Origin of the sequence: Sphingomonas sp. SFZ2018-12 (assembly GCF_022496715.1) — a bacterium.
GTDB lineage: Bacteria > Pseudomonadota > Alphaproteobacteria > Sphingomonadales > Sphingomonadaceae > Sphingomonas.
In genome coordinates this window covers 479,124-496,744 of record NZ_WTFM01000001.1, presented here as the reverse complement: position 1 = coordinate 496,744, position 17,621 = coordinate 479,124, and the positions used below count along the sequence as shown (strand labels likewise).

Genomic DNA, 17,621 nt, shown 5'->3' with positions numbered 1-17,621 from the left:
GGAAAAAGGGAAAGGCTGGCGCACCCATGCTGTGTAACATGCGTTGGACAGTCGGCAAGATGCCGGGTGTCAATCAGGGCAGACAAACATGAACGGCTTTGAATTGTCGCCACCGTGGGTCGCGGGCGGCATCGCGCTGCTGCTCGGCCTGGCGGGCGGCGGGACGACGATCATCGGCCCGTGGTACAAGAATTTGCGCAAGCCCGAATGGAAGCCGCCCGACTGGCTGTTCGGCCCCGCCTGGACGATCATCCTCGCCTGCGCCGCCACCGCAGCCGTCGTCGCATGGAACGCCGCGCCCGACGCGGCCGCGCGCCGCGACGTGCTGATCCTGTTTGGCGTCAACGGCGCCTTCTTCCTCGCCTGGAGCCCGCTGTTCTTCATGGCGCGGCGGCCCGACTGGGCGCTGATCGAGGTGGTCGGGCTATGGGTCTCGGTCGCGGTGCTCGCGGTCGGCCTGGCCCGGATCACCCCGCTCGCCGGGCTGCTGGTGCTGCCCTATCTGATATGGGTGACGTTCGCGGGCGTGCTCAACCGGGCGATCGTGAGGTTGAATGCGCCCTTTGGAGGGTAGACTAACGCGACCTGCACGAATGGCGCACTTCGTGTAGAAGCCCGCTCCTAACTTCCACAGAAGTCGGGCTTTCCTTCGCCGATGTAGTCGCAGCCGCGTTTGATCTCGTTTCGGATCATGGCACAAGAGTTCTGAGCGTTGCAGGGCGGTCGCGTGGCAGGCGAAACCTGAATGCATTGTTCGACGAGCGTTGCCGCCCTAGTCGCCCCCAAATCCGCAGAGCATTGGCGTGTCGCGGGAGACTGCTTCCTGAGCGATGTCTCCGACTCATCGGCGCAGGCACTAAGTGCCACCGAAATTGCATAAACGAGCCAGATGCGGCGACCCATTTGGTAAAGATCGCAGTCGCGGCAAACGAACGCAATGGGTTGCTGTCAGTCAATTCTATCCCCCGACACCCCCCAATCTTTGCCCCCCGCCCGCAAGGGTGTATGCTCCGTCCCTCAAAGCAAAAGGATACCCGCCGACCGTTTCATTCGAACCGACAAAGGACCGCTCCAGATGGCTTCGATGCTCGATTCTGCACAACCCGTCCCGGCTCCCGCCGCCGTCACCCCGGAAATCCGGCGGATCGGCATGGCCGACGTCAACTGGGCGCTGTCGGAAGGGTGGAAGGACTTCACCGCCAAGCGCGGCGATCTCATTTTCCTGGGGCTTCTGTATCCGTTCGTCTGTCTGCTCGCCGGGGCAATCGCGCTCAACGATTCATTGCTGCCGCTGTTCTTCCCCGCCGTCGCGGGGCTGTCGATCGCAGGACCCGCGGTCGCGGCGGGCTTTTACGAGCTTGCCCGACGGCGCGAGGCGGGGCTCGAGTCGAGCTGGTGGCATTTCTTCGATCCGCTGAACGGTCGCAGCCGCACGCCGCTGGCGATGCTCAGCCTGGGCCTGGCGGTGCTATTCGGCGCGTGGCTGATGGCGGCCTATCTCATCTATGCCGCGACCCTGGGTCAGACCGGCGCGATGCAGATCGGCGACATCTTCGGGCGGCTGTTCACGACGCCGGAGGGCTGGGCGATGATCGTGATCGGCCATCTGGTCGGCGCAGCCTTTGCCGCCGTGACGCTCGTGTTCGCCTTCATCTCCTTTCCGATGGTCGTCGACCGCTCGGTCGAGGCGCCCGACGCGGTGCGCACGTCGCTCGCCGCCGCACGCCGCAACCCGGGGGAGACGCTGGGCTGGGGCCTGCGTGTCGGCGTGCTGCTCGTGCTCGGTACGATCCCGTTCGCGATTGGGCTGGCGGTGGTGCTGCCGTGGCTCGGTTACGCGACTTGGCACCTCTACACCCGCGTCATCGTGCGCTGAAGACGCGCACCCTGGCCCTGGCGAGACCGGGGCCGGGGCCGGCGATTTTCCCCGACGGTCTTTACGTGGCGCGGCGGGGCGGCTTATCTGCGCGACCAGCCGCCTTTCCCGTTCCTTTCACGAAAGACAGTCGATGCTCCGATCGGTCGCGTTCTCCGCCCTGATGCTTGCCGCCGCCCCCCTCGCCCTGATCACAGATGCGGCGGCGCAGAACCGGTCCCAGCCCCAGCCGCTGCCGATCACCAGCACCATCCCGGCCGCGCGCGACATTCCCTATCCCGGCACGATCAAGCTCGAAGTCGACGCGACGCGGATCAACCAGGCGATCTATCGCGTAAAGGAGACGATTCCCGTCGCCGCCGCCGGCCCGATTGCACTGCTGATGCCGCAATGGTTGCCCGGCAAGCATGCGCCGCGCGGCGAAATCGAAAAGCTGGCGGGACTGACCATCACCGCCAATGGCCAGCGGCTGGCGTGGCGGCGCGACCCGCTCGACGTCTATGCCTTTCATATCGACGTGCCCGCCGGCGTGCGCGAGGTCATCGTCACGTTCGAATTCCTGTCGGCAACCCAGCCCAACCAGGGACGCGTCGTCGTCACCCCCGACATGCTCAACCTGCAATGGGAAGCCGTCAGCCTCTATCCCGCCGGCTATTTCACCCGCCAGATCCCGGTCGAGGCGACGGTGACCTATCCGGACGGGTGGACCGCCGCGTCCGGCCTGCCCGCGACACGCGAGGGCGCGGTCTATCGCTATGAGAAGACCGATTACGAAACGCTGGTCGATTCGCCGGTGTTCGCCGGGCGCTATTTCCGCGAGTGGAAATTGTCCGACCGCGTCGACCTGAACGTTGTTGCCGACACGCCCGAGGAGCTCGCGGCGACCGAAGACCAGATCGCCAAGCACCGCGCGCTGGTGACCCAGGCCGTCGCGTTGTTCGGCGCGCAGCATTATGACCGCTACGAATTCCTGCTGGCGATCACCAACAAGATGGGCTCGATCGGGCTCGAGCATCACCGCAGCTCCGAAAACGGCGTCGATCCCGGCTATTTCACCGAATGGGACAAGGGGCCGGGCGAGCGCAACCTGCTGCCGCACGAAATGGTGCACAGCTGGAACGGCAAGTATCGCCGCGGTGCCGACCTGTTCACCCCCGATTTCAAGACGCCGATGCAGGACAGCCTGCTCTGGGTCTATGAAGGGCAGACGCAGTTCTGGGGCTATGTGCTCGGCGCGCGATCGGGCCTGTTCACCAAGCAGCAGACGCTGGACGCCTATGCGGCAATCGCGGCCTCGCTCGACACGCGCAAGGGCCGCGAATGGCGCCCGCTGGTCGATACCACCAACGATCCGATCATCTCCGCACGCCGGCCCAAGGGCTGGGTGAGCTATCAGCGTTCGGAGGATTACTACAATGAGGGCCTGCTGATCTGGCTCGAGGTGGATTCGATCCTGCGCCGCGAGTCGCGCGGCAAAAAGTCGATGGACGATTTCGCGAGGGCGTTTTTCGGGGTCAATGACGGCGACTGGGGCGTGCTGACCTACACGTTCGACGACGTCGTCGCGACGCTGAATGCGATCCAGCCCTATGACTGGCGCACGCTGCTCGACACGCGCGTCAATCGGCCCAGCGATCGCGCGCCGCTCGCCGGACTGACCGACAACGGCTACAAGCTGGTCTATGGCGACGAGCCGAGCGCGTTCCTCAAGGATCGCGAAACCCGGGGCAAGGCGAACGACTTCACCTATTCGATCGGCGTCGTGCTCAACAAGGAAGGCGTGATTTCATCCGTCGATTGGGGCGGACCGGCGTATAAGCAGGGGCTGACCACGGGTGCGACGCTGGTCGCGGTCAATGGACAGACCTATACTCCCGAGCGTCTAAAGAAGGCCATCACCGCCGCCAAGGGAACGACGACGCCGATTCGGCTGATGGTCAAGGAAGGCGAAGCCTATCGTGACGTGGTCGTCGACTATCACGAAGGGCTGCGTTATCCGCGCCTCGAAAAAATCGCTTCGGGAGAGGCGGGCCTGGATCGGCTGTTGACAGCAAAATAAGGAAGAACAGCAATGCGTATCGACATGGTGCCGGTGGGGGACGATCCGCCCAACAGCCTGAACTGCATTATCGAAGTACCCGTCGGCGGCGAGCCGGTGAAATATGAATTCGACAAGAAATCGGGCGCGCTGTTCGTCGACCGCATCCTGCACACGCCGATGCGCTACCCGGCCAATTATGGCTTCATCCCGCACACCCTGTCGCCCGACGGCGACCCGCTGGACGCGCTCGTCGTCGCCCGCTCGCCCTTCATTCCCGGCTGTATCGTCCGCGTGCGCCCGATCGCGGTGCTGCTGCTGGAGGACGAGGCCGGCGGCGACGAGAAGCTGCTGACCGTGCCGGTCGACGCGACCTTCCCCTATTACACCAAGGTCGACGAGAAAGAGGATCTGCCCGAGATCGTGATGCAGCAGATCGAGCATTTCTTCACCCACTACAAGGACCTGGAGGCCAAGAAGTGGGTCCGGGTCGGCCATTGGGAAAATGCCGATTATGCGCGCCGCATCGTCCTCGAGGCGATTGCACGCGCGGAGCAGGCAAAGGCTGCCTGAGCGGGCGGCTGCAAGCAGGCAAGGAACGAAAGCGTCGCCCGGCGCAGGCCGGGGCCGCTGACAGAATCGAGCGCCCGGTATGGGTAGCGGCCCCGGCCTCCGCCGGGGCGACGCCCGAATCCTAGTTCCGGCCAGTGCCAAGCGCCGTCAGCGTATCCCCCTCCAGCCGCCAGACTTCCCAGCTCGGGTCGTGCGCCGCGCCAAGCCGCTCGTAGAAGCGCTTGGCACCCTGGTTGGTGACCAGCACCGCCCACGACATCCAGGCGCAGTCGCGCGCGACCGCCTCCGCGCCCAGCGCGCGCAGCAATGCCTCGCCCGCCCCGCTGCCGCGCGCGCTGGCGTCGACATACAGGTCCTCCAGATAGAGCACGGGCCGCGTCGTCCAGAAATTATAGGTCAGGAACCATAGCGCGATGCCGACCACGCGGCCGTCGAGCTCGGCGACATGGCCGTGTCCGCTCGGCGGATCGCCGAACAGCGCGGCTTCCAGCGCCCCCGCGCTTCCCGTCACCCATTCGGGGCGCTCGAGATGCTGGCCAAAGGCGTGCAGCAGGGCCTGGATCTCGGGCAGGTCGCGCGGCTCGGCGCGGCGAATGGTGACGGGCATCGGCATTTCTCCCAAATCTTTGGCCGGTCGGGGTGCGTTCAGGCGGGCGCGGCCGGCGTCGCGACCACCGCGCCCTTCGTGCGGCCAGTGCCCCACGCCACGCCGGCGATGATCATCGCTGTGCCCGCCAGCGTGAACCACGACACCTGCTCGCCGAACACCATCCAGCCGAGCAGCGCGGCCCAGATGAACGCGGTGTATTCGGTCGGCGCCAGGAAGCTCGCCTCCGCGCGCGCATAGCCCCACGACATCAGCGCCATCGAAATGATGGTGAACAGCGCGGCCGCCACGATTTCGTCGATCAGCGCGACCGGCGGTAAGCTCAGCCATATGGGGGCACCGATCAGCAGCAGCGTGCCGACCAGCAGGGTCTGGTAGAAGACGACCTCCGCCGGGCCGGCAACCAGCGCCTGCTGGCGCATCAGGATGATATTCCAGGCGTAGCACAGCGCCGAGGCGAGAACGGCGAGCGCACCGAGCAGCGCATCGTCCCCCATCCGCGCCTGCGACTGGCCGAACATGATGACCATGACGCCCAGAAACGCGACCAGCGTCGCCCATATCGCGCGCGGCGGCACGCGTTCCTTCAGGATCAGCCCGGCCAGGATCAGCGCGAGCAGGGGTGCGATGAACGAAAGCCCGATCGCCTGCGCCATCGGCAGCCGGCCGAGCCCCCAGAAGAACAGCAGCGCCATGACCACCGATACCGACGCCCGCGTCAGATGGACGCGCAGCACCGCCGCATCGGGGCGGCGCGGCCCGTTGAGCGCGAAATATGTGCCCGACATCGGCAGCGCCGCCAGCGTGCGCCACAGCAGCGCCGAATAGACCCCGATCGCGGGCACGAGTTCCTTCATCAGCGCGTCCATGCCCGAGAAGATCGCGATGCCGGTCATCACGACGAAGAAAGGCAACAGGGGGCGCGGATCGTTCACGCGCGCCGTCTAGCCGGTTTGGCGGGCGGCGAACATCGGGCATGCAAAGTTGCGCAACCGATCGAAAATCGGGGCTGGCCGCGCGGTCACCGCCTGATAGGCTGGGCGCGGAACCAAGTGGGGGACGACCGCATGCGCACACGCCTGATCGCCTGGGTCGCCGCCGCGCTGATCGCGTTGGGCGGGGCCGGTGACGCCGATGCCCAGAAGCTCGCGATGGTCGGCGGGACGCTGATCGACGGGACGCTGCGCGATCCGATCCGCGACAGCGTCATCCTGATCGACGGCGAGCGGATCGTGGCGGTCGGGACGGTCGACAGCCTGCCCGTTCCCGCCGATGCACGGGTCATCTCGACCGAGGGCATGACGGTGATGCCGGGGCTGTGGGACATGCATGTCCACCTGATGCTCAACGGCCATGCCGACTATGCGCATTGGGACCGCACCTACCTCAACCAGCTGCGCGACGTCATCATGCCGGCATCCGCCCGCCAGCTGCTGATGGCGGGGGTGACCGGCGCGCGCGATCTCGGCGCGCCGCTGGAGGACAGCATCGCCGTGCGCGACGCGATCCGGGCGGGCCGCATTCCGGGGCCGACCCTGTTCGTCTCTGGCCCGTTCATCCAGAAAACGCCCTATCCGGGCACCGAGGCATTTCGCTGGGGCGTGACCTCGCCCGAGGATGCACGGGCAAAGGTGCGCCGCATCGCCGCCGCCGGGGTCGATGTCGTCAAGCTGATTGACCAGGACGAAATGAGCGAGGCCGAAGTCGCGGCGATCATCGACGAGGCGCACAAGCACAAGCTGCCGGTGATCGCGCATTCGCATCGCCCGGACGAAGTTCGGCGCGGGCTCAAGATGGGCGTCGACGGCTTTGAACATACCGGGCTGTCCGCCGCGCCCGAATACCCGGCCGACATCATCGCGGCGCTGCGCGAACGCACCGCCGACATGGCGTCGGGGCCGCTCTTCTGGACCCCCACGATCGAGGGGCTGTTCAATTTCCCCGATACGGTGAAGAATCACGAGCATATCGATGCGACCGACTGGCACGAGGGGCTGCCGCCCGAGATCGTCGCCGACATCCGTCAGTCGCTGAGCCATCCCGAGCGAATCAGCTATTTCCAACAGACCCCGCAGCGCTGGCCGACGCTCAAGCGCAAGTTCCAGCAGCTGCGCGACTCGGGCGTGCTGATGCTGATCGGTACCGATTCGGGCATCCCGATGAAATTCCATTCAGGGAGCACGTGGCACGAGCTGGACGTGTGGGTGAACCAGCTGGGCGTGCCACCCGTCGACGCGATCCGTGCCGCCACCTACTGGCCCGCCGTCGCGATGAAGGCCGATCGCGACTATGGCACCGTCACCGAGGGCAAATATGCCGACATCATCGCGGTCAAGGGCGACGCGCTGAAGCACATTGCGCTGCTCCAGCGCGTCGACATCGTCGTCAAGCATGGGCGACAGGTGAAATAGCGGCGCCGCCGCCTTCGGCCCCCTAATGTCAGGCGCGTCGCGCCAGCGTCAGGATCGACAGGCCCGGCGGCATCGGCACGCGCCCGACCAGATGGCGTTCGAGGCGGAAGATCGCGTCGAACGCGGCATTGAGCGGCGCGGCGGGCGGCGAATCGTCGCTGTCGTCCTTGCCGGTCAGCTTGCCCGCGACCCGTGCCGCGACAGCCGCGGGAAACAGCAGCGAGTTGATGTAGCGCAGGCCATTATGGGTCAGCCCGGCATCGGCGATCGCGCGCGCCAGCGTCGCCTTGGTGTAACGTCGCTTGTGATGATTGACGACGTCGTGCGCGCTCCACATCCACGGATGCGCCGGCACCGCGATCAGGATGTGACCGCCCGGCTTCAGGCAATCCGCCATCGCACCGAGCGCGGCAACATCGGCATCGACATGCTCGATCACGTCGAGCACCGCGATCAGGTCGTAATGCCCGCGCGCGATGCCGGGCAGTTCGGGCAGCGGCGCGTCGAGCACGGGCTTGCCCAGCCGCGCGCTGGCAATGGCGCGCGCCGCTGCGTCGATCTCGATCGCGTCGACCTCGCCGAAGCGCGCCAGCATCGGCAGATTGTGCCCGGTGCCGCACCCGATCTCGAGGATCCGCGCGCCCGCGCCCAGCCCGGCCTCGCGCGCGATATAGTCGTTCAGCACCTCGCGCCGCGCGCGATACCACCAGTGCGTCGTGTCGTGCGCCGCCATGCGGTCATAGACGATCCGGTCCATCGCTCAGTCGCTCCGCCCGCGCGCGCTCACCGGAACACCCAGTGCCGGTTGAGCAGGAAGGTGACGACCGGGACGAGCAGCACGCCGGGGATCAGCGGCACCCAGGCGGGCTGGCCCAGCCAGTCGGTCACGACCCAGGTGATGACCGCATGCATCGCCAGGCCCAGCGCCTGGACGAACACGAACCGCGCCTGCTGGCCCGGCCCGCGACGGTCGATACCCTGGCCGCGAAAGCTCCAGCGGCTGTGCAGGAAAAAGCCCGCGCTGACCGCGGCGGCAAAGGCGAAGGGCACCGCCAGCACCGCGCGGTCGCCGGTAAAGACGTAAAGCGCGAGCGGCAGATAGAGCGCGCTGTAGATCAGGGTGGAGATGCCGCCCGCGATCAGGAAGCGGATCAGCTGACCCACCACCGGCCGTTGGTTCACCACTCGGGACACGCGCTCGACTGCACCCAGCATCTTGGCCTTGCTCAAAACGTGGCGCTCGCCCTAATCGTCGCGCGCACACGAGGGAAGCGAAATTGAACGACACAGCCACGCCGGGGTTCAGCCTGGAACGCGAACTCGACCGGCACTGGCGGCGCTGGGTCGCGGTCGCGTGGCTCGTTATCGCCGCCTACTGGCTCTATCAGCGCTGGGGCGGCATCACCTGGCTCGCGCTCAGCGACACCGACGACAATATGCGGCTGATGCAGGTCCGCGCGCTACTGGCGGGGCAGGACTGGTACGATCTGCGCCAGTATCGGATGAACCCGCCCGAGGGGTTCGACATCCACTGGTCGCGGCTGGTGGACCTGCCGATCGCCGGGCTGATCCTGCTGCTCAAGCCGCTGATCGGCGTCGCCTGGGCCGAACGGATCGCGGTCGGCGTCGCGCCGCTGCTGCCGTTCGGGGCTGCGCTCGCCGCGATCGCGGTTACCGCGCGGCGGCTGATCGCGCCGGTCGCCTGGCCGCTCGCGATCATCTTCCTGTTCGGCTGCACCGCGACGCTGCTGATGTTCATGCCGCTGCGGATCGATCATCATGGCTGGCAGCTCGCCTGCCTTGCCTGGACGGTCGCGGGGCTGGCCGATCGCGACGGCGCGCGCGGCGGCATGACCGTCGGCGTGTCGAGCGCGGTGTCGCTGACCATCGGGCTGGAACTGCTGCCCTATTGCGCGATGGCGGGTGCGATCGTCACGCTGCGCTGGGTCTGGGCACGCGACGAGGCGGCGCGGCTGTCGCGCTATGCGCTGGCGCTCGGGACGGGCAGCGCGACCGGCTTCCTGCTGTTCGCCTCGCACGCCAACCGGGCGCTCGTCTGCGATGCGCTGACCCCGGTCTGGCTGTCGGTCATGGTCGCAGCCGGCGTGCTGCTCGCGCTGCTGGCGCGCACCAGCCCCACGACGCGGACAACCCGGCTGGCGCTGGCGGCGGGTGCAGGCGCGATCATCGTCGCCGGCTTTGCGACGTTGTTTCCGCAATGCCTCGGCCGCCCCGAAAACGTCTCGCCAGAGCTTTACCGGCTGTGGCTCGGCAATGTCCGCGAAGCCAAGCCGATATTCGCCCATCCGCTGCGCGTGACCATCCCGCTTGCGGCGGTGCCGGTCATCGGCCTGATCGGCGCGGTCGTTTCGGCGTGGCGCACGACCGATCCGACCCGACGGACCGGCTGGGTCGCGATCGCGCTGTTCACGGCCTTCGCCGTCGCGATGCTCGCCTGGCAGGTGCGCGCCGGACCGGCCGCACAGCTGCTGGGGCTGATCGGCGCGACCAGCCTGGCGTGGCGCGTCCTGCCCCGCCTGATCGAGCACCCGTCGATCATCGTCCGCGTCGGTGGTTCGGTGGCGGCATTCATGCTGCTGTCGGGCCTGTTCACCGGCCTCGTCATCCGCGAGCTGCGGATCGACCCGCCGAGCCGGCGGGCGCAGGTGGTCTCCGCCGCCAATCGCCGCTGTGCCGGGCTGGCGTCGCTGCGCCTACTCGACCGCCAGCCGGCGGGGTTGATGTTCACCCATGTCGATCTGGGGCCGCGCCTGATCACCACCACCCACCATGATGCGGTGGCGGGCCCCTATCACCGCAATGGCGACGCGATCCTCGATGTCCATCACGCGTTCAGCGGATCGGCGGCGCAAGCGCAGCAGATCATCGCGCGCCACCATGCTTCCTATCTGCTGACATGCCCGAATATGGCCGAAACGACCGTCTACCGCGTGCGCGCGCCCGACGGCTTCTACAGTCAGCTCGTCGCCGGTCGGGTGCCCGCCTGGTTGCGTCCTGTGAAGCTGCCCGCCGGCGCGCCCTATCGGCTGTGGCGGATCGATCATTCGGGGATGGCGGAAGCGGATGTGCCACGGCGATCCGAACTCAATGGCGGAACGAACCTGTAACCGGCCGGGGATTTGGAGGGCTCGCCTCCCGGGCCGGCGAGCGATCGCCGTGACAGCAGCGGGTTAGGTGCGACGGGCCCGGATCACCGATACGGCAATAGGACCATGACCGGCGCAAGATCGGTCACAGGCCCGCTTCCACCGCCACCCGCACCATGTCCGCCGAAGTGGGCGTGCCGAGCCGTTCCATCAGGATAGCGCGGTGCATCTTCACCGTTTTTTCCGACACGCCGAGGACCCCGGCGATCTGCTTGTTGAGCAGTCCGTCTGCAGCAAGTTTGAGCACCTGGCGCTGGCGTTCGGACAGGCCCTTGACCAATTCGGCCGCGCGGATGCGTCGCGTGCTCGACGGCCCGGGCGAATCGTCGGGGATCTCGACCTGCGAACCGAGGAAATAGAGCAGCGAGTCGCGGTCGTCATAGATCGGCGCGACGAGCACGGCGTTGCGGAACGGCGTGCCGTCCTTCTTGTAGTTGAGGATCTCGACCAGCACCGGGCGATGCTCCTCCACGCCGCGGCGGATCGTCTCCGAAAGCCATGGCTCGGTGCCCGGTCCCGACAGAAACCGGCAGTTGCGGCCGATGACATAGCTGGCATCGTAGCCGGTCAGCTCGCAAAACGCCCGGTTGCACGCAATGATCGGATTGTCGGGCAAGCGGGGATTGCTGATGACCGACGCAATCGGGCTGGCGGCGATCAGCTTGTCGAGCCCATTGCCCAGCGGCGCCAGAACCGAAACCTTGTCGTCAGAACTCATGCGCCACCCTAACCCGGAAACCCCGGCCAATCCAGCAGTCAACGTCGGCAGCGCACGATTTGCCTCATAGTTGAGCAACTTTGTCCCGAACGCGCACCGTTTCACTGCCCCAGCGCCAGCGCAGCGCGACACCGACCAGCAAGATCAGCACCGGCACCTCGACCAGCGGGCCGATCACCGTCGCGAAGGCAACGGGAGAGGCGAGGCCGAAGCTGGCAATGGCCACCGCGATCGCCAGCTCGAAATTGTTTCCCGCGGCGGTAAAGGCGATGGCGGTCGTGCGCGGATAGTCGCCCGCGATCAGCCGGCCCAGACAGAAGCTGACCGAGAACATGATGATGAAATAGATCGCCAGCGGCAGCGCGATGCGTAGCGCATCGATCGGCAGCCGGACGACATCACCGCCCTTCAGGCTGAACATCGCGACGATCGTCAGCAAGAGCGCGATGAGCGTGATCGGCCCGATCCGCGGCAGGAACGCGCGCTCGTACCATTCGCCGCCCCGGGCGCGGATCAGCCAGCGCCGCGTCAGGAATCCGGCCAGAAACGGGATGCCGAGATACAAAAGGACCGCTTGGGCAATCGTCGCGAACGACACGTCGATCACACTGCCCTCCAGACCGAACAGCGGCGGCAGGACGGTCAGGAACAGCCACGCATAAGCGCTGAAAAACAGGATCTGGAAGATCGAGTTGAACGCGACCAGTCCGGCGACATATTGCGCATCGCCGCGCGCCAGCTGGTTCCACACCAGCACCATGGCAATGCACCGCGCCAGCCCGATCAGGATCACGCCGGTCATATAGGCCGGCTGGTCGGCGAGGAAGATCACCGCGAGCGCAAACATCAGCACCGGGCCGATGATCCAGTTCTGGACGAGCGACAGGGCCAGCACCCGGCGGTCGGCGAACACCTCGCCCAGCGCCTCGTACTTCACGCGCGCCAGCGGCGGATACATCATCGCGATCAGCCCGATTGCGATCGGCACATTGGTCGCGCCGACCGTTGCCGCGTCGAGTGCGGTCGCAATGCCGGGAAACACGCTGCCGACGGCCACGCCAAGCGCCATGGCGGCAAAGACCCACAGCGTCAGGTAGCGGTCGATAAACGATAGGCGGGGCTGCGCGTCCATGCTCAGGCCCCGCGCGGCGCGACCCGGACCACTTCGCCATCTTCCTTGACGAAGCTGGCGGGCGGGTCGGGCAGCAGGTCGAGCACCGCTTCCGACGGGCGGCACAATCGGACGCCGAGCGGCGAAACGACGATCGGCCGGTTGATCAGCACCGGATGCGCGATCATCGCGTCGACCAACGCGTCATCGCTCAGCGTCACGTCGTCGAGCCCCAGCTCGGCATAGGGTGTCCCCTTTTCCCGCAACAACTCGCGCGGCGTCAGGCCGGCGCGCGCGATCAGCTCGACCAGCAACGCGCGGGCAGGCGGCGTTTTCAGATACTCGACCACATGCGGCTCGATGCCCGATGCGCGGATCATCGCCAGCGTGTTACGCGACGTGCCGCAGGCGGGGTTGTGATAAATGACGATGTCGGTCGCCATGACGGCGTCTCCCTCGGTTGGGCTCGGTTCAGCAGCAGGGCATGAGTTCGGCGACGATCGGCCGGCAAAGCTCGGCATCGCCGCCACAGCAATCTTTGAGCAAGAAAAGCGATAGCGCCCGCACCCGGTCGAGCCGCGCATGGTAGCGGATCGACCGCCCCACCCGCCGCGGTTCGACAAGGCCCGCGCGGGCGAGGATACCAAGATGTGTCGACATGGTATTTTGCTGTATATTCAGTCGGTTGGAAACTTCCCCGGCCGGGAGTCCATCGGGCGCATGACGCACGAGCAAGCGAAACGCCGCCAGTCTGGTCGGCTGCGCAAGCGCGTCGAACACGAGAATCGCGTCATCTGAATCCATATATCGAGATTAGCCGATATATGTTGCGACGCAATGGCCTTTTCGCCCCGCCAAGCTGTTGCTATGGCCCGCGCGGAACTCACATCCGTGAGCCAGCTCACGGCGCGCCCGTGCGGGGGAAACTCCCGCCCTCCCCGTCCGCGCCACGGCATTGAACTTGGGAAAGGAACCCCGCGCCATGACCGCCATCGGCCAGGATACGCTCGGCACCCGCGACACGCTGAATGTCGGCGGCACCACCTATCATTATTTCTCCCTGGCCAAGGCAGCGGCAAAGCTCGGCGACATTTCCCGCCTGCCCTTCTCGATGAAGGTGCTGCTCGAAAACATGCTGCGTTTCGAGGACGGCGTGACCGTCACGACCGAAGATGCGCAGGCCATCGTCGACTGGCAGCAGAACCCCAACGCGCCCGACCGCGAAATCCAGTACCGCCCCGCGCGCGTGCTGATGCAGGATTTCACCGGCGTGCCCTGCGTCGTCGACCTGGCGGCGATGCGCGACGCGATCACCCGGCTGGGCGGTGACGCGGCGAAGATCAATCCGCTGGTCCCCGTCCACCTCGTCATCGACCACTCGGTCATGGTCGATGAATTCGGCACGCCCAAGGCGTTCGAGGACAATGTCGAGCTGGAATATCAGCGCAACCTGGAGCGTTACGAGTTCCTGAAATGGGGCAGCAAGGCGCTCGACAATTTCAAGGTGGTGCCGCCCGGCACCGGCATCTGCCACCAGGTCAATCTGGAGTATATCGCCGACGCGATCTGGTCGTCGGCGACGGGCGACGGCGCGATGATCGCCTATCCCGACACCTGTGTCGGCACCGACAGCCATACGACGATGGTCAACGGCCTGGGCGTGCTCGGCTGGGGCGTCGGCGGGATCGAGGCGGAGGCCGCGATGCTGGGTCAGCCGGTGTCGATGCTGATCCCCGAAGTCGTCGGCTTCAAGCTGACCGGTAAGCTGCGCGAGGGCATCACCGCCACCGATCTGGTGCTGACCGTCACCCAGATGCTGCGCGCCAAGGGCGTGGTCGGCCGTTTCGTGGAGTTTTTCGGCCCCGGGCTGGACACCATGGCGCTGGCCGATCGCGCGACCATCGCCAACATGGCACCCGAATATGGCGCGACCTGCGGCTTCTTCCCCATCGACGGCAAGACGCTCGATTACATGCGCCTGACCGGCCGCGACGCGCAGACGGTCGCGATGGTCGAGGCCTATGCAAAGGCGCAGGGCATGTGGCGCGACGCCGGCGCGCCCGACCCCATCTTCACCGACACGCTCGAACTCGACATGGGCAGCGTGCAGGCGAGCCTGGCCGGGCCGAAGCGCCCGCAGGACCGGGTCAGCCTGGAAAATGTCGATGACGTGTTCAACGGCGACCTGAGCAAGGTTTACAAGAAGGCTGCCCCCGCGCGCGTCGCGGTCGAGGGCAGGGATCACGACATCGGCGACGGTGACGTGGTGATCGCCGCGATCACCAGCTGCACCAACACCTCCAACCCCGATGTGCTGGTCGCCGCCGGACTGGTCGCGCGGAAGGCGCGTGCGCTCGGCCTCAGCCCCAAGCCGTGGGTCAAGACCTCGCTCGCCCCCGGCAGCCAGGTGGTGACCGACTATCTGGTCAAGTCGGGGTTGCAGGCCGATCTCGACGCCGTCGGCTTCAACCTGGTCGGCTATGGCTGCACCACCTGCATCGGCAATTCCGGGCCGCTCGCGCCGGCAATCTCGTCGGCGATCAACGGCAACGACATCGTCGCGGCCTCAGTCCTGTCGGGCAATCGCAATTTCGAAGGCCGCGTATCGCCCGACGTGCGCGCCAACTTCCTCGCCAGCCCGCCGCTGGTCGTCGCCTATGCGCTCAAGGGCACGGTGACCGAAGACATGGTGGAAACGCCGATCGGCGAAGGCACCGACGGCCCGGTCTACCTCAAGGACATCTGGCCGACCAACGAGGAAGTCCGCGCGACCGTCAACGCCAATATCGACGACGCGATGTTCCGCGCGCGCTATTCCAACGTCTATGCCGGCGACCAGCATTGGAGCGCGATCCAGGTCGAGGGGTCGGACACCTACACCTGGCGTGCCGGATCGACCTATATCGCCAACCCGCCCTATTTCGAGGGGATGACGATGACCCCGGCGCCCACCGCCGACATTGTCGACGCCAAGCCGCTGGCGATCCTGGGCGATTCGATCACCACCGATCACATCAGCCCGGCCGGCAGCATCAAGGCGGACAGCCCCGCCGGCCTGTTCCTCCAGTCGCATCAGGTGACCAAGGCCGATTTCAACAGCTATGGCGCGCGCCGCGGCAACCATGAAGTGATGATGCGCGGCACCTTCGCCAATATCCGCATCAAGAACGAGATGGTGCCCGGCGTCGAGGGCGGCATGACCCGCTACAACGGCGAAGTCATGGCGATCTATGACGCGGCCATGCGCCACAAGGCCGACGGCACGCCTTTGGTCGTCATCGCCGGCAAGGAATATGGCACCGGATCGTCGCGCGACTGGGCGGCGAAGGGCACCAACCTCTTGGGCGTGCGCGCGGTAATCGCCGAGAGCTTCGAGCGCATCCACCGCTCCAACCTGGTCGGCATGGGCGTGCTGCCGCTGCAGTTCGCCGAGGGCACCAGCCGCCAGACGCTGGGGCTGACCGGGGACGAAACCTTCACCATCACCAATGTCGCCGGGCTGAAACCGCGTCAGGATGTCGAGGTCGCCTTTACCCGCGCCGACGGCTCGACCGGCAGCTTCACCGCGCGCTGTCGCATCGATACCGCCAATGAGCTGGACTATTTCCTCAACGGCGGCATCCTGCACTACGTGCTTCGCAAGCTGGCGGCGTGACGCCGATCGAGATCGGGATCGAGGTCGCCGGCTGGGCGGGCGCGGTCCTGATCCTGATCGCCTATGGCCTGTTGTCGGCGGGGCGGCTCGACGGCCGCTCCCCCGTCTATCAGTGGATGAACGTGGTCGGTGCGAGCGGCTTTCTGGTCAATGGCTGGTGGCATGGCGCGCTGCCGTCCGCCACGCTCAACCTGATCTGGATGGGCATCGGCCTGGCCGCGCTGTGGCGGTTGCGCAACGCGCGGGCGTGATGCAACTTTTTCGGGTTTCCGACGAACCTTGATCGCGGGGTGCGCGGTTCGCGCTGACATGAGACCTGTCGAAAGGATGACGATGCGAGGCCGAATTGCTTTGACGACGCTGACCTTTGCGACCCTGGCAATGGCCGCGTCCGCAATCGCCGCCCCCGCGCCAGTCACCGGACGCTGGCTGACCGAGGGGCGCAAGGCGATTGTCGAGGTGTCGACCTGTGGCGACAGCATCTGCGGCCGTGTCGTCAAGGTGCTCGACCCGCGCGCGCCCAAGAACGCGACCGACATCCACAATCCCGATGAATCGCTGCGCAAGCGACCGATCGAGGGGCTGCGCATCCTGTCGAGCTTCGAGGCCGGCAAGTCGCACTGGAACGGGCGCATCTACGATCCCGAAAGCGGCCGCACCTATCGTTCCGAGCTGAAGCGCGAGGGCAATGTGCTCAAGGTCAAGGGTTGCTGGGGTCCGTTCTGCAAGACCCAGCGCTGGACCCCGGCAAGCTGACCCCCCGCCGCGCCACTCGTCGCTTTTGGGGTGTCAGCCGACACCGCTTCGATTATCCCCGCAACTTCGTTCGACCGGGGACCATAGACCGCCATGCGCAAACCGATGACCGTCGCGGCCTTGACCGAGCTGGGCCGTGTCCAGCTGTCGCCCAATTTCTTCATGCGCGACTTTCTTTATTCCGAGATCGCGGCGATCCACGGCCTGTCGAACATTCCCGACAACCCGGATCTGGCGATCGCCGCGGGCACGCGGCTGTGCGAGGAACTGCTGGAACCGCTTCAGGCGGCGTTTGGCCGGCTGACGATCCGCTCGGCCTATCGCTCGGCGGAGGTCAACGCGCTGGGCAATGCCAAGGGGCATAATTGCGCGCCCAACGACCGCAACTACGCTCGCCACATCTGGGACGTGCGCGATGCCAAGGGGCAAATGGGCGCGACCGCGTGTCTGGTCGTCCCGTCCTTTGCCAATCGCTTCACCGAACCCGGCGACTGGAAGCGGCTCGCCTGGTGGCTCCACGACCACCTGCCCTATGCGACGATGGAGTTCTTCCCCGTCCGCTTCGCCTTCAACCTGTCTTGGCACGAGGCGCCGACGCGGATGATCTTCAGCCACATCCCCGACAGCCGCGGCTACCTGACCAAACCGGGGATGGCCAATCACGAAGGCAGCCACCGCGACGAATGGGATGGGGTCCTGCCGGGCTGAG

At 66.4% G+C, this 17,621-nt stretch carries 18 protein-coding genes; 10 read left to right on the top strand and 8 right to left on the bottom strand.

Translation table 11 applies throughout. From position 1 onward, the window contains the following. Positions 1-88: 88 nt before the first annotated feature. From GO308_RS02325 to ppa, 4 genes are all read left to right on the top strand, one after another. Positions 89-574, top strand: coding sequence for a TspO/MBR family protein (locus tag GO308_RS02325; RefSeq protein WP_231726075.1), 486 nt, complete (start codon positions 89-91; stop codon positions 572-574). Positions 575-1,084: 510 nt separating this feature from the next. After that, the gene (locus tag GO308_RS02320) at positions 1,085-1,876 is read left to right on the top strand and encodes a DUF2189 domain-containing protein (RefSeq protein ID WP_066550523.1); all 792 of its coding nucleotides are present in this window, start codon (positions 1,085-1,087) and stop codon (positions 1,874-1,876) included. A gap of 133 nt (positions 1,877-2,009) precedes the next feature. Continuing rightward, positions 2,010-3,935, top strand: a complete 1,926-nt coding sequence (locus GO308_RS02315; RefSeq protein ID WP_240883689.1) for a PDZ domain-containing protein — start codon at positions 2,010-2,012, stop codon at positions 3,933-3,935. 12 nt (positions 3,936-3,947) lie between these two features. Beyond that, positions 3,948-4,487, top strand: coding sequence for an inorganic diphosphatase (gene ppa, locus GO308_RS02310; protein WP_066481994.1), 540 nt, complete (start codon positions 3,948-3,950; stop codon positions 4,485-4,487). Positions 4,488-4,608: 121 nt separating this feature from the next. On the opposite strand, the gene GO308_RS02305 is transcribed toward ppa, so the two are convergent. Beyond that, complete coding sequence (locus tag GO308_RS02305) at positions 4,609-5,094, bottom strand: GNAT family N-acetyltransferase (protein WP_240883688.1); 486 nt, start codon at positions 5,092-5,094, stop codon at positions 4,609-4,611. 38 nt (positions 5,095-5,132) lie between these two features. After that, on the bottom strand, positions 5,133-6,029 hold the full coding sequence (locus GO308_RS02300) for a DMT family transporter (protein WP_240883687.1): 897 nt from the start codon (positions 6,027-6,029) through the stop codon (positions 5,133-5,135). 132 nt (positions 6,030-6,161) lie between these two features. Between GO308_RS02300 and GO308_RS02295 the strand changes: the two genes are divergently transcribed. Next, positions 6,162-7,505 carry an amidohydrolase family protein gene (locus GO308_RS02295; protein ID WP_066482016.1) on the top strand — a complete coding sequence of 448 codons (1,344 nt, stop codon included), beginning with the start codon at positions 6,162-6,164 and terminating at the stop codon, positions 7,503-7,505. A 28-nt stretch (positions 7,506-7,533) separates the two neighbouring features. Here GO308_RS02295 and GO308_RS02290 read toward each other — a convergent pair whose 3' ends face one another. Both GO308_RS02290 and GO308_RS02285 read right to left on the bottom strand, forming a co-directional pair. Next, positions 7,534-8,262: a class I SAM-dependent methyltransferase gene (locus tag GO308_RS02290; protein ID WP_066481992.1), complete on the bottom strand. Its 729-nt coding sequence runs from the start codon at positions 8,260-8,262 to the stop codon at positions 7,534-7,536. 26 nt (positions 8,263-8,288) lie between these two features. After that, positions 8,289-8,735: a GtrA family protein gene (locus tag GO308_RS02285; RefSeq protein ID WP_346768969.1), complete on the bottom strand. Its 447-nt coding sequence runs from the start codon at positions 8,733-8,735 to the stop codon at positions 8,289-8,291. A 47-nt stretch (positions 8,736-8,782) separates the two neighbouring features. Between GO308_RS02285 and GO308_RS02280 the strand changes: the two genes are divergently transcribed. Further along, entirely contained in the window at positions 8,783-10,633 is a 1,851-nt protein-coding gene (locus GO308_RS02280; RefSeq protein WP_240883686.1) for an AcrB/AcrD/AcrF family protein, read from the top strand. A gap of 124 nt (positions 10,634-10,757) precedes the next feature. Here the strand turns inward: GO308_RS02280 and GO308_RS02275 are convergent, their stop codons facing one another. The 4 genes from GO308_RS02275 to GO308_RS02260 all read right to left on the bottom strand — a co-directional run bounded on the left by GO308_RS02275 (position 10,758) and on the right by GO308_RS02260 (position 13,305). Then, positions 10,758-11,390 (bottom strand): LuxR C-terminal-related transcriptional regulator, encoded by a 633-nt coding sequence (locus tag GO308_RS02275; protein ID WP_240883685.1) that lies wholly within the window; start codon positions 11,388-11,390, stop codon positions 10,758-10,760. Positions 11,391-11,454: 64 nt separating this feature from the next. Further along, positions 11,455-12,522, bottom strand: coding sequence for an ACR3 family arsenite efflux transporter (gene arsB / locus GO308_RS02270; RefSeq protein WP_240883684.1), 1,068 nt, complete (start codon positions 12,520-12,522; stop codon positions 11,455-11,457). Between the two features lie 2 nt (positions 12,523-12,524). Next, complete coding sequence (arsC, locus tag GO308_RS02265; RefSeq protein WP_066481980.1) at positions 12,525-12,944, bottom strand: arsenate reductase (glutaredoxin); 420 nt, start codon at positions 12,942-12,944, stop codon at positions 12,525-12,527. 28 nt (positions 12,945-12,972) lie between these two features. After that, the gene (locus tag GO308_RS02260) at positions 12,973-13,305 is read right to left on the bottom strand and encodes a metalloregulator ArsR/SmtB family transcription factor (protein WP_066481977.1); all 333 of its coding nucleotides are present in this window, start codon (positions 13,303-13,305) and stop codon (positions 12,973-12,975) included. Between the two features lie 178 nt (positions 13,306-13,483). Between GO308_RS02260 and acnA the strand changes: the two genes are divergently transcribed. The 4 genes from acnA to GO308_RS02240 all read left to right on the top strand — a co-directional run bounded on the left by acnA (position 13,484) and on the right by GO308_RS02240 (position 17,620). Next, positions 13,484-16,156: an aconitate hydratase AcnA gene (gene acnA / locus GO308_RS02255; protein ID WP_240883683.1), complete on the top strand. Its 2,673-nt coding sequence runs from the start codon at positions 13,484-13,486 to the stop codon at positions 16,154-16,156. Further along, positions 16,153-16,407 (top strand): hypothetical protein, encoded by a 255-nt coding sequence (locus tag GO308_RS02250; RefSeq protein ID WP_231726102.1) that lies wholly within the window; start codon positions 16,153-16,155, stop codon positions 16,405-16,407. The genes acnA and GO308_RS02250 overlap by 4 nt, the downstream gene beginning before the upstream one ends. A gap of 130 nt (positions 16,408-16,537) precedes the next feature. Beyond that, positions 16,538-16,912, top strand: coding sequence for a DUF2147 domain-containing protein (locus GO308_RS02245; protein ID WP_240883682.1), 375 nt, complete (start codon positions 16,538-16,540; stop codon positions 16,910-16,912). A 93-nt stretch (positions 16,913-17,005) separates the two neighbouring features. Continuing rightward, positions 17,006-17,620: a hypothetical protein gene (locus GO308_RS02240; RefSeq protein WP_240883681.1), complete on the top strand. Its 615-nt coding sequence runs from the start codon at positions 17,006-17,008 to the stop codon at positions 17,618-17,620. Position 17,621: the final 1 nt, after the last annotated feature.